The following is a 12,410-nucleotide window of genomic DNA, read 5'->3' as shown; positions in this document are numbered from 1 at the left end:
GCTGCCAAACGGCAAGGCAGGAATTGCATATGCGTTGCAGACGTCGATGAGCAGGAGCCGACTGAATCTGAATTGCGCGTCAAGCGAAGCTAGTCGGCCCATGATGGCCACTGTATGACAGCCCCCAGTATGCTGTCCCGCTCATGGTCCCATCAGCGGTCGCCTGCGTTCGATTTCCTGCATTTCCTTCTCAAGCTCCGCGATGTGCTTCTGCACCAAGGCCAGCTCGTCCTGCAACCTGGCCCGCTCGTCCTTCAGCCTGGTCGCATGCCTGAGCATCTCGCACCGCGCCGTCTCCAAGTCTTCGTAGTAGCGCTGCTCTGCCCGCAGCCCGGGGTCGATGTCGGAAATCATGGCTATGCCTCCCTCTGCACGTCGTATTATGTCGCGCGAAAGGTCGCCGTTCAGACCGGGTTTGCGATGATGGACAAGGAAGCTTCATGCGCTGCGCAGGCAGCAGAGAGGGGCGAATGGCGAATACCCCGATTGACGGCAAACGGCCGGTCACGGTTGTTTGCCTCCCATCATTTACTTCACGCGCCGCGGTGCTCGCGCCAGTTCACGCCCCCCATCTCCGTCAGCATGTCCTGTGGGATATCCCGCAAGTGAAAGAGGAACTCATAATTGCAGAGGATGGCGAAACTGTGCAGTCTGCGCAAACGCTTGCACTCGTTCGCGGCATAGATGGCCTCCATAAGCCGTCACCCTTCTCCCTTGACGGGTCCCGATAACATGTGCGCAAAAGACATACCTCGCTGCGATGGAGGCAATGCAGTCAACGTCGACTTGGCGCCTCTTTTCTTCGGTAAGCAGTACGGAGCACAGCACGCGATAGGAGGTCGCCATCGCGAGCGGAATTCGTCGCTGGGGCCTAAGCGTCCAGGCAACGTCGGGGCTGCATCCATGCAAGCAGGCATGCACATAGGCTTCTCGCCGGGAAATTACCTAAGCGCATTCCCTTCCTGTTCCGTTTCAGCCGAATAATGTGGATGTTCCAGCGTCTTCTGTCTGAAGTGTTCTTCACTGTCGGGCATGGGGCTTGCGTGTCTCTGTGTTTTCAACATCGGGAGCACATGATGACTACGCCCGACCCGCGAATGCACCCGACCGGTCCCGGCGCGAAAATCGTTGGCGGCACCGTCGGCACGGGGCCCGGACCGGAGGTGATGGCAGCGACCACGCTCAATGGCGACAAGGTCATATCATCCGACGGCGAACACGTGGGCAAGATAGCCGACATCATGCTGGACGTGCGAAGCGGACGGATTGCCTATGCCGTCCTCTCGACCGGAGGATTCCTCGGCATCGGTGATACGCTGCACGCCATCCCGTGGAGCGCACTGACACTGGATGCAATCGAACGGTGTTTCGTCGTGGACATCCCGGCCCAGCGACTCAAGGATGAGCCCGGGTTCGACAAGGACCACTGGCCTTCGATGGCGGACGAAAAGTGGGGCACCACGGTCTATCACTATTACAACCGCGAACCATACTGGACCGCTACCCGTGACATCAGCGAAGGACGCGAGACCGACATCTAGAACTGAAGCCCGGAAACTCTATGGACTGCTATCAGTCTCTATACAAGTCTGACGCATCCGGTCAAGCAATGGCCTGAGCGGAAGGACGAGATGAAAGCCGAAGGCGGCGAAAGCTCGAACGGCACGGCAACGATAGAATGACAGCCGGTGACGGTAATCTCCCCGTCACCGGAGTGTGTTGACGGGCGGTCTGCTTCCTCCGGACCGCCCTTCTTCTTGTTGTGGCTTTGTCGTCCGTTTCGCGGCAGAAAGAAGGGTTTCTGCTCTCGATTCCTGTACGCTTCAGTCTCTGTCCCAGCGCGGTCATCTGGAGGGCGGGTACCCCTCCGGCATCGTGAAGGCGGCGGATTCGCTTCGCGGCCCTCCATGCTTCGTCGTCGATGCGTTCAAGCGAGCCAGCATATATTCGCGAGGTGGTTCAGACATACCTGATACACGGTCCGCACGAAGGGCGCACCAAAATCCAGGCGTGGCTGCTCAGAAAACATTGCCAAGGCGGATTGAATGTCAATCTCAATCGGGAAAGACATGTCGACTCTCTCCGCCAGCCGCTGGACCGAGCTCGATATGGATACGCGTTGCAGCCAGTCGGCGTGGTCACCATGCGTCACAAGCCAAAATCTCGACAGGTCGACCTGATGTTCGATGGCAAGCCACTCGCCGGTAGCGGATTTCACGAGCAGTTGTGACGCAACGAGATAGGTCAGCAGCTCGGCTTGCGCGCGCAGGTCAAGGTTTGGCGGACTGGTCATGGCGTCCATCCTACCTGGACTCGATGCGCGCGGGTAGTCGACGAGCAATTTTATGCGGATGGCATCCCAGCTATTCCTGCGCACACGTGCCCAAACCGGAGTTCATGCGAATTGAATCAGGGCGTCAGGGCAGCAATATAGGTCATCCCGCGGTTCACCAGAACGCGCTACAGGCATCGCCACATCGTCGCGACCGTACCAGCTCGTATGGCACCGGTCTCCTCCTCGGACAGCCGGGTGAACCAGCCGACCTTTGATGACACACCGCGGCAAATCGCTCCGGAAGGTAACGTTCTTCGCGTAGATGGCAAGCAGGCACGGGTAGAAGCGGAGCGCTAATGCAGAGCGAGAAGTACAGAAGTTACATCCTCTGGGGGCACGCCATCCTTCAGCAGAAAGATATCCTGCACGCGGAGAAGTACGCGGCGAGCTGCACAATTACCAGGACAACCGGCTCGAGGCGCCTGGCGTTCTCGCCGATTTCGAGGCTGAACGTGCAAACTCGGCCGGCCTTGAAAACGAGCTGGTTGGCGCTTCAGAACTAGGCAACGCCGCTGTCACCGTTCCGGTCATTCTCGTCGTCCTTGTCTGGCTCGTGTGGCAACGGAGATTACGAAGTGCCCTTTTAGTGGATTGCGGCCGTCGGATTCGCGCAGCCCTTCGGGTTGCAGGGTTTCTCGTTTCCCAACAATCATGCGGCGCTACGCTAGGTCCACGCGACGCTTTCGTCGACGCGACTATTAGTAAATCCGTCTGGCGTGGTAAAGCTGGCGAATCGTTTTCTACAGGTGCGAGAATGGCTGCTCAGTGGGGACGGCAAAAAGGCCAGCGAGTTCGGTTAGAGAGTGGGCAATCGCTCGAAGTTGTCAAAGCGGGCAAACGGCGGCGGTACCTCGGTTACCTCAAGTGCGTCGACAAGCGCTGCGGACATGCCCTCGCTGAGCCATGCGCACATTTCTGCCAGTTGCTCCGGCGAGCCCTGCAGCACCGCCTCTACCGACCCATCCATCCGGTTGCGGACCCAGCCTGTGACGCCTAGCGCGGTCGCCCTGCGTATACAGGCCTCTCGATAGCCGATGCCCTGTACCTGACCACGCACCTGGACCAGTCGAGTCTCAAGCGGCTCGTCCTTGTCGTGAGATTCCATGGGCTTACTCCGCTTGCAGGTTGGTTCACATTGGACAGTCGCGCATGAGGGCCTGTGCGCGGAGTCAAGGCGCGCGAGTCTGGACACTTTGATACAGCAACAAGGACTGCCGCTTCTGTAATCGCGACCCACGCACTGCGCTCATCAGATGCAGCGTGAAACTGTCAATCTACGGGTGGCACTATCATCTCGGGTCTGCATTTTCGACAGTCGTCGCGAGGCAACGTGCCAAACGTGAGCCTATGCCCCGCTCAGACTACGGGCTTGAGCGCAATTGGGAAGCGAATCCTGAATGAGGTGCCGCGACCTTCTTGTGATTCGAAGTCAATTTGCGCCCCCAGAACACGCGTAAGCTCCTTGACGATTGCCAAACCTAGACCTGTACCCGGAATGTCGTCGCCCGCCGCACGTTCGAACTCGTTAAACACCCGACCTGCATCTGCCGGCGCGATGCCGATGCCCGTATCGGCGACGGTGATACACCAATGATGCTCGCCTTCCTTCGACATCCCCAGCAATATCTCACCGGCCAAGGTGTACTTGGTCGCATTGGACAGAAGGTTGAGCGCGACCTGTTTGACCTTCAGGCGATTCGATGTGGCTGAAGTCAAGGTCGGGTCGAACTCTGTGCGGAGGCTTAATCCTTTTGCTTCGATGGCGGAGCGGGAAGCCATTACCAGTTCATCGAAGAACTCTCGCAGGTCGAACTCTTCTATCAATATCGGAGCATCGTCGGCCAGAAAGACTGAGTATTCCACCATATCGTCAACCAGCTGCTTCATGTCTGTCACCTGACGATTCGCGAGCGATAGTGCGGACTCTGTCTTCGATGGTGCGCGCCCAATCAGTTGCAGGGCAACATTGAATGCGTTCAGGAAGTTTCTCAGGTCATGCACAACGCTACGGGTAATCTGCATCTGTGACTCGTGCAGGTCGCCAAGCAGTCGCTGCTTCAGGGCCAATTCGTGGTTAGCACGCTCAAGCCTGCCGGTGTAGTCGTCTATTTTTCGGTCCCGCTCGCGCACTACTTCCCGAACTGACCTCACGCCGACGAAACTTAATCCTTCTGCGATGATGCGACGCGCGCGCTTCTCGTGATGTCGCGTGAAGCTGGTGTCGATGTCAGCGAAAGCTTCCAGTGCGTCGTCCAGGGTCTGCTGGAAAAGGTCGAGTTCGCGAACAAGCTCGTCAACTCGATACCCTTGATACCAGCGCACCATGCCATGCCTCCTCGCGTGGTGTTCAATGGCGGGCTCGAATTTCTCAAGGTCCTGAGCTTCGAGCGCCGCGCATAACCTGTCGAGGATGTCCGGGAGATGGTCGGCAAGCTGCCCGTATGTCAGCTTGTCGGCTTCAACAAGGTCTGCATCGCCCAAGACGGCGTTCATCCACCGCTCAGTCAAGCGCGTGCGCTCAAGGCGGAGATAGTCAGCGAGGCCGCGTAGCGGGCCTGTGCGCGGGTCAGTCATACGCATACCCGGAAAAGGTCTTCCAAGCCATGAAAGCTATACTCTACATTCAACGATACAGCAACGTTGAAGGCATATCTATCGGTGAGACGGCCAGATGCTTTGCTACCCTGGCATTGGTTGGTACGCCGCTGTCGCTGCCGACGCTAATTATGCCTCGGCATGTCGTCCGACTGTCCCCGGGTCCAGTCATAGTAGTAGGGAGTCTCGCGGTTGCCGCAATGACCGCCGTAGCGCTGTCGATTCCTCACCCGCTCGATGCCACGGCGATGATACTGCTGTGGAATTTCGGTGTGGCCGCGCTTTATCTATTGCTGACCGGTCGGCATGGCCAACGATTTCTTGGTTGGGTGGCGCCGCGCTAACGCGCAAGGCACGACGAAAGCGCGCAATAGGAGAGCGTTCTGCTCGCTGCATGGAGTGGCACGGTGACATCTGCCTGGACAGCGAGCGCCTTCATCGTTCGCGACCTCAACGTCCTCCCAATTCCCAACATCCACGGGACGGCTACGCCGGCAAGATGACCGCTTTTCTGGCCGTCATCCCTCCACGCCCTGCCTGGAGGTCCCGGTTTACCGGGAATAGGCCTGCATCGGCTGGCGGGCTTCGAAGAAATCTCTCGGAAGCGACGCGACGTAGCTCATTGTCGCAACGCCTGCGTCGCGAGGGTTCCCCGAATAACGGACAGCCGCAAAAACCAATGGCTAACATGTCCGACGAAGTTTCACATCGAATGAAGAAGTTTAAAGACATGAATAGCGATTTCACTTAGTCAGAGCGAGGACCTAAACTTTAGATAACGCACCGCTCGCCCCGGCTCGTCGGCTATGCGCATTGGCCGACGTCCCGTATCAACGATGCGGGGGTTATCCACAGAAAATGTTTATAGCCTTGTGAACAAGTGCGGGGCAATCACGCTAAGCATTTGAGAGTGCGGAAGATTCTTCACGGGTGCGTCTAACACGCGCACCGACTGAGAGACGACGCGACATCATCCCTTGGGTGACGCCAGCAGCGTCACCGGAACGCCATGACAGTCCACCCTGGCCACCACAGTGGCTTCAAGGCCCGTGCCCCAGTTGTCGTGAGCATCGAGCGTCGTCACGTCCTCGCTGTCGGCTCGCAGGATATTGATTGGCCACGATGGACGGAACAGCCGTTCGCGCGTCAGAGCGCCGACCCAGATTGGAGCGGATGACGCACCGTTCTCCACTGCGTAGCCACTTGACCAGAAGCGCACCACGTCACGTTCGTCTCGAGTGTTGCCGGGACGCGTGAAAACCAGCGACGACGGCACACCGTTGTTCAGCTTCGGCAGGACCGGCAGCGCCACGGCTGCGACGTTGGGCGAGGCAAGGGAAAGCAGGCTGCGCGCAGAAAGGTCTATCCCCTCGACCCACCCCTGAGCGCGAAATCGACCCCTTATCGCATCAAGGTTCGACATCCACTGCAGCGTGAGAGGTTCCTGCCGGTCGCCCCCCATATCTGTCCGATAGCATGGCAGACTCTTCCAGAGAGAATTGGTCCACTGTGATTGCGACACCAGTACGGGCGCCGGGCGTCGTGCGCTGCCCGGTTCCGGGGCGGGCGGATTAACACTCAGTTGTAACCCCACGCTCACACACACGACCAGCAGAATGATGACCGGCATGAACCCGCGTGACGGCGGTACTTCCGGATGGCGCCACATTGCTGTCAGCGCAACGATGGCGACCCACGCCGAAGCGAGCGCCGCACCACCTATCGCGTCGGAAAACCAGAAGCGACCGAAGTAGAGCCCGGCGAGCGCGACGACGACCACAATGACAGCACTCACTGTCGCGACCAGCGCGCCCGTCAGCGGGCCAACCCGTCGCACGAGCAAATACGCGAGAAAGCCATAGACGACAACTGCGGCAGCGACATGGTTGCTCGGAAATACATAAGCGTTCGACTCGAGCGAGCCTGGCGGAGCGCGGTGCATGGCGAACCGGATAGCGAATATCAGTAGCTGCGAAAAGACAACGGCGGCCAGCCAGTAGCCGAGGGTGCGCCAGCGCCGTTCCCAGACCATCCACAGCACGACCGTTGCGACCAGTGCTGCCAGAGTGACGCTGCTGCCCAGCGTCGCGAGGCCCGCAAGGACAGCATCACCCCAAGAGGTGCGTACCGACTGAAGGAAGTGATATACGGACACGTCGACCCGCACGAGCGGGTCACCACTGATGACATCTTCCAAAACACCGAAGAAGAGCCAACCGGAAAGAAGCACCAGTACCGACGTCGCCGCTACGCTGCCGACCGCCGGCTGGTCAGGGTCCAGCATCTTCAACGCAAGACGACCCACTCGCCCTTTGCGATGACTGGCCCAGGTTGAAAGACGGCGACCCGCTACGCTCGTCCAGGCATTGGCGTGTGACAGAAAGAACCGGACGACCCGAACGCTCAGCCATACGATTCCGACCAGCAGCGCGATGACGACGACGAGGCGAAACGAAACTGCGCCGGCCAGCTGGACGGATGCGCCGAACACCACGCCAGGCAGGATGTGAGCGGGTGCCCACAGCAGAGCGGAAAGGACGTTCATGACATAGAACCGCGCCGGTGTCATACCCAGCATCCCTGCGACCACAGGCACAATCGCACGCACCGGCCCGATGAACCGGGCGAACACCACGCTCTTCGCGCCATGTTTATCGAAAAAACGGTGTCCCGCGTCGAGTACCTGCGGATGTTTCCGAAAGGGCCAAATCTGGACAACCGTGTCCTTGTAGCGGTTACCAAGCCAGTAGCTCATCCCGTCCCCGGCGACCGCGCCGGCAATCGCCAAGGCAAGCACCCATCCCAGATGGAGCGACCCGGTCCCGACAAGCGCACCGGCCAGGAACATCGCGGTGCTACCCGGGACGAAGGTTCCAATAACGGCGATGGCTTCGAGGAACGCGGCAAGGAAAACGACCACGAATGTCCATGCCGGATGTCCGGCGAGCAGATTCAACAGATGGACGTATGCGTGCTCCATCGAGTGCTGTCAGCGGTTCTGGCGGAACGGTTGAAAGTAACGCGCGCGAAATCCGCCTGCGACGTTTTCGAGCATTAGGCGCCCGCCTGTCCGTCGCGCAATTTCCGAAACGATGGAAAGACCGAGTCCGCTTCCCGATGTAATGGAATGGTCCAGCCGGTAGAACGGTTCCAGCACACGCTCGAGTTCCGCGTCGGGTATACCGGGACCCGAGTCGGCAACTTCAAACATCACCTCGCCTCCCGCCTGAACGACGGACACGTCTACCTTTCCGCCCGCTGGCGTATATCGAACGGCGTTGTCGACCAGGTTTCTCAGCACCACCGTGACTGACGACACGTCGACAACGGCATCAAGTTCGTCGAAGTGCTCGAACCCCAGGTCGATATCCTTTTCGCGAGCAAGGCCAATCGTGGCGTTGATGACCTCGGTTGCCATGGCTCGCAGCGATATCGCAGCCGGCTGCTCCAGTGTTCCTTGTTCAGACCTCGCCAATGCGAGCAGTTGCTCCACCAGCCTCTGAGTACGGCGCAGCCCTGCCTGGAACGCCATCAACCGCTCACGGGCCTCGGGCGACGTAATGGTTGCCCCGAGATTTCCTGCCTGCAGCGACAACGCTGCCAGCGGCGAGCGCAATTCGTGGGCGGCACTCGCGACAAACCGGCGTTGATGACTGATGGCCTCCCTCAGCCGCGTAATCAGACGGTTAATCGACCGGACAAAAGGCAATGCTTCGTTTGTTATACCGTCTTCAGGCAGCGGCTCGAGCGACGTATCAGTCTGTCGGTCCACAACGCTCGCAAGACGCGTGAGAGGCGCCAGCTTCGTTCTGACAATCACTACGATGACGATGAACAAGCCTGGTAACAGGAGGAGCATCGGCACGAGCGTTCTCAGTGCGCCGTCCTGCGCAATTTCGTCACGCAACGCGGAGGGTTCTGCCACGGCGATGCGCTCGCCGTTGCGAAGCGTCCGGATGTTGACGCGCCAGCTTTGCCGGTTGCCATTCAAGTCATGAAACCCGTCATCCATCGCTGCGGGAAACACGAGTCCGGCGTCCTTTGCAACGTCCGTCGTTACGTCGCTCAGCCTGTCGATGACCACCTTGACGTCGGCATCCTGGGAGCTCTCAACCGACGAGCGAGGCCCGGTGAACGCCAACGCGCGACTATCAATCAGCGCGGCGATTTCCTTCAGTTGTCCGTCCTGAAGTTCTCTGGCTTCCTGATAGGCAAAGGCAAACGAGAAGCCGCATGCGAGGACCCCCACCGCAACAATCACACAACCAATCCACGCCGACAATTGCAGCGTCAGAGAGCGTGATTGTCTTCCTTGTCTACCAACCATCCCACACCTCGCACGTTGCGAATGACAGATGCGCCCAGCTTCTTCCGAATGCCGTGAATCACGACTTCGACAGCATTACTTTCAACCTGCTCCTGCCAAGCATAAAGTTTCCGTTCCAGCTCGCTTCGCGACAGAACGGTTCCCGGCCTCATCAATAGCGCGCTCAACAGGGCGAACTCACGACTCGTCAGCCGGCATTCGACGCTTTCGTACACCGCGACATGCGTAGCAGAGTCCAGCGTGAGGCTTCCACTCGTCATCCTGGTATCGCCGTGGTTGCCGAGTCGTCGGCTCACCGCCCGAAGGCGCGCGAGTAGCTCGCCGATTTCGAAGGGCTTCACAAGGTAGTCGTCCGCACCAGCGTCGAGCCCGATGATTCTGTCCGCAACGCTGTCGCGCGCCGTCAGAACAATTACCGGGGGCTTGCTGCGTCCCGTTCTTATCTCGCGAAGCAAATCTATCCCATCGCGCTTCGGTAGGTTCAGGTCCAGCAGTATCACATCGTGCTCCCGACACAACAATGCGCCCGTCGCTGACTCACCGTCGCACACCCAGTCGACCGCATAAGCCGCATCCTTCAATGCCTGGACGATTGCATCGCCAATCATTTCGTCATCTTCTACAAGGAGAATTCTCATGCATTTCACCAAGGCCAAAAGCAGCGTGCTAAGTCAAATCTAAGTCTCGTGGATTAGTATCCGAAGCGTTTTTTGCGTCGGATATCCATCGTGACCCATGGTGCTTACGATAGTAGGTTGCAAAGCGGGATTCCCGCAACTGGTCGGCGACGCGGCAGCGTATTTGCACCCGCCCGAGTCGTGCTTGTCACGCTCGCGGTGGCGTTGAACGGTTGCGCAGCATATGCACCGAGGCCGCTTCCGGACACACCTGAATGGCCTGATGACATTGCGTCAACAGCCGCCCCACTCAGTGTGGACCAGGTGGTCGAACGCGCGCTCAAGCATAGCCCGGATATCCATCGTGCCCAACGCGAACTCGATATCGCCTCCGCCCGGAACTACGCGGATGGACTGCTACCGGACCCGACACTCAGCTTCACTACTGACCGCCCCGGTGCGGAAGGCTTCGTCCCCGCATTCATGGTCGGGCTTAGCTATGAAGTGTCCGCACTCGTTGACCGTCCCGCGAAAAGGCGGGCGGCAGACAACGCCCTTGCGAAGCAGCAACTCGCCCTGGAATGGACAAAATGGCAGGTCGCGAACCACGCCTATGCGCTCTACGTCAACAACGTAAGTCTCGAGCGTCTCGAGAGCGAAGTCGAGCAGTTGGTGACCCATCAGAAAAGCGTCACTGAGCGAATGCAAAAGGCACTCGCGCGCGCCGACGTGACGCGAGATGTCTCCGTGCAAGCGGAAACTGCCTACCGCGACAGCGTGCAACAGTTGGGGACGCTGCGAGAGGAGCACCTCAAGGCAGGACAGGAGCTTAATACGCTGCTCGAGCTGCGCCCGGGGACTCGCCTGACGCTAGCTGCTGCGCCCGAGCCATATGAGGTCCCGCAGGACACCATCGGGCATGCACTCGTCGACCTCGGACAGCGTCGTCCTGATTTGCTGGCACTGCGTGCGGGATATGCCGAACAGGACGAACGCTATCGCGCGGCGCTCCTCGCGCAGTTTCCGCGACTCGACATTGGCGTCACCCGCGGCCGGGACACGTCGGCCATCTACACCTCAGGGCTGTCCATTTCGGTGACGCTTCCCCTGTTCAATGGCAACCGGGGAAACATTGCGGTCGAGAAGGCCACTCGGGAGAGTCTCTATCAGGAATACAGCCAACGACTCGACGACGCGTACACGGCTGTCGACGGCATCAGTTCGGAGCTGAGCCTGCTGGGTGACCAGCTTCGCAATGCGCAATCGATGGAGGCGGAACTCGAAGCGTCGGTGAAACAGGCGCGTGTTGCGTTCGGCACTGGTGACGTCACACTGCCCGCATTGGCCGACCTTGAATCGCGGCTGCTGAATCAACGCATTGCGACAACGAAGCTCGCGAATTCTGTACTTCAGCAGCAGGTCGAACTCTGCACCCTGATTGGCGTGAGCGCCATTGACCACCAACCGCTAAACAAGGACCTTCAGTGAATTCGACCCGCTTGATTCTCCTTGCCGCAGTCATTGGTACTTGGTCCGTGCCGGGTTATCCCGCGTTCGCCCAGGACATCGTGACGATGCCTGCCGTAGAGAAGCGCGTCGTAACGACATTCTCGGCGCCCGCACGCGTGCAGGCAGCATCCAACACCGTGCTCAGCGCGCCCACGGCAGGCGTCATCTCCGGCTTGCGCGTTCTCCCCGGTGAAACGGTGCGGACCGGGCAAGCGATTGCGCATCTGACGGGGCCCACCGTATCAACCGATAGTGAGCGCCTTGCGGCCGACCTGAAGTCGGCCCAGATTCGGGTGGCTGCGGCAACCCAGGCCGTCGCCATCGAACAGCAAAAGCTCGATGAGCAACTCAGCACGCGCGACGCCGTTATCCGCGTGCGCGCCGAACTCGATGCTGCACATCAGCAACTCGTAGCGGCGCAGTCGGCCTCGCGGAACTACGCGAGCCTCGCCGTGATTAGCGCGCCGGAGCCGGGTGTGGTGACTGCGGTCAATGCGGCCGATGGTCAATACGCGAGTGCCGGCCAGGCGCTGGTAACTGTGGTCCCCACGCGTGGGCTTTACGTAGTGGCGAATCTGTATGGAAGCAATGCCTCATCGGTTGCTGCCGGAAAAAAAGGGGGCTTTCTTGCCGAGGGTGCGAATGCGCCCATCGACGTGGTCGTGGAGCGCGTGTCGTGGAGCGTTACCACGCCCGGTCAACTGGAAGTCTGGCTCAATGCCGTACAGGGAACCGCGCTTGTGCCGGGAACGGTCGGCACGGTCTCTTTGACCACATCTGACGACAAACGGTTGGCCATTCCATCCACTGCGCTCATTCTCGACGCCGGTCAATGGTGGGTACTGGTGCGTGACAGAAGCGGTAGCCGCCGACGCCAGGTGATTCCGGGTCTATCCGACGGTGGCTGGACGTCAATCAGGCAAGGACTCGCGCCAGGTGAGCGGGTCGTGACGCAGGACTCGTATCTTCTCTTTCATCAGGACTTCGCGACGCGCTACCAGCAAGCTGATTGACGCCGCCCTGCCAA

General features: G+C 59.5%; 11 protein-coding genes and 1 pseudogene. 4 read left to right on the top strand and 8 right to left on the bottom strand.

Features of this window, described 5'->3' with window-relative positions; all coding sequences use genetic code 11:
• Nucleotides 1–141: 141 nt before the first annotated feature.
• On the bottom strand, nucleotides 142–354 hold the full coding sequence (locus tag H1204_RS37845; RefSeq protein WP_180733796.1) for a hypothetical protein: 213 nt from the start codon (nucleotides 352–354) through the stop codon (nucleotides 142–144).
• 179 nt (nucleotides 355–533) lie between these two features.
• Complete coding sequence (locus tag H1204_RS37840) at nucleotides 534–695, bottom strand: hypothetical protein (protein ID WP_180733795.1); 162 nt, start codon at nucleotides 693–695, stop codon at nucleotides 534–536.
• A gap of 381 nt (nucleotides 696–1,076) precedes the next feature.
• Between H1204_RS37840 and H1204_RS37835 the strand changes: the two genes are divergently transcribed.
• Complete coding sequence (locus H1204_RS37835) at nucleotides 1,077–1,541, top strand: PRC-barrel domain-containing protein (protein ID WP_180735177.1); 465 nt, start codon at nucleotides 1,077–1,079, stop codon at nucleotides 1,539–1,541.
• Between the two features lie 386 nt (nucleotides 1,542–1,927).
• Here H1204_RS37835 and H1204_RS37830 read toward each other — a convergent pair whose 3' ends face one another.
• From H1204_RS37830 to H1204_RS37820, 3 genes are all read right to left on the bottom strand, one after another.
• Nucleotides 1,928–2,302, bottom strand: coding sequence for a hypothetical protein (locus H1204_RS37830; protein ID WP_243468851.1), 375 nt, complete (start codon nucleotides 2,300–2,302; stop codon nucleotides 1,928–1,930).
• 829 nt (nucleotides 2,303–3,131) lie between these two features.
• Entirely contained in the window at nucleotides 3,132–3,440 is a 309-nt protein-coding gene (locus tag H1204_RS37825) for an acylphosphatase (protein WP_180733794.1), read from the bottom strand.
• 251 nt (nucleotides 3,441–3,691) lie between these two features.
• Nucleotides 3,692–4,909 carry a sensor histidine kinase gene (locus tag H1204_RS37820; protein WP_180733793.1) on the bottom strand — a complete coding sequence of 406 codons (1,218 nt, stop codon included), beginning with the start codon at nucleotides 4,907–4,909 and terminating at the stop codon, nucleotides 3,692–3,694.
• A 68-nt stretch (nucleotides 4,910–4,977) separates the two neighbouring features.
• On the opposite strand from H1204_RS37820, the pseudogene H1204_RS37815 reads away from it, so the two are divergent.
• A pseudogene (locus H1204_RS37815) lies at nucleotides 4,978–5,274 on the top strand (NrsF family protein); the annotation flags it as partial.
• Nucleotides 5,275–5,900: 626 nt separating this feature from the next.
• Here the strand turns inward: H1204_RS37815 and H1204_RS37810 are convergent.
• Genes H1204_RS37810 through H1204_RS37800 form a run of 3 tightly spaced genes read right to left on the bottom strand, consistent with a single transcriptional unit; the run spans nucleotide 5,901 to nucleotide 9,895 of the window.
• Entirely contained in the window at nucleotides 5,901–7,910 is a 2,010-nt protein-coding gene (locus H1204_RS37810; protein ID WP_180733792.1) for a bifunctional DedA family/phosphatase PAP2 family protein, read from the bottom strand.
• 9 nt (nucleotides 7,911–7,919) lie between these two features.
• Nucleotides 7,920–9,191: an ATP-binding protein gene (locus H1204_RS37805; RefSeq protein WP_243468850.1), complete on the bottom strand. Its 1,272-nt coding sequence runs from the start codon at nucleotides 9,189–9,191 to the stop codon at nucleotides 7,920–7,922.
• Between the two features lie 29 nt (nucleotides 9,192–9,220).
• The gene (locus tag H1204_RS37800) at nucleotides 9,221–9,895 is read right to left on the bottom strand and encodes a response regulator transcription factor (RefSeq protein ID WP_180733790.1); all 675 of its coding nucleotides are present in this window, start codon (nucleotides 9,893–9,895) and stop codon (nucleotides 9,221–9,223) included.
• A 303-nt stretch (nucleotides 9,896–10,198) separates the two neighbouring features.
• Between H1204_RS37800 and H1204_RS37795 the strand changes: the two genes are divergently transcribed.
• On the top strand, nucleotides 10,199–11,362 hold the full coding sequence (locus tag H1204_RS37795; protein ID WP_180733789.1) for a TolC family protein: 1,164 nt from the start codon (nucleotides 10,199–10,201) through the stop codon (nucleotides 11,360–11,362).
• The gene (locus tag H1204_RS37790) at nucleotides 11,359–12,396 is read left to right on the top strand and encodes an efflux RND transporter periplasmic adaptor subunit (protein ID WP_180733788.1); all 1,038 of its coding nucleotides are present in this window, start codon (nucleotides 11,359–11,361) and stop codon (nucleotides 12,394–12,396) included. The genes H1204_RS37795 and H1204_RS37790 overlap by 4 nt, the downstream gene beginning before the upstream one ends.
• Nucleotides 12,397–12,410 lie beyond the last annotated feature (14 nt).

It is taken from the genome of Paraburkholderia sp. PGU19 (assembly GCF_013426915.1).
Classification (GTDB): Bacteria; Pseudomonadota; Gammaproteobacteria; order Burkholderiales; family Burkholderiaceae; genus Paraburkholderia.
This window is presented reverse-complemented; position numbering and strand designations above follow the sequence as displayed.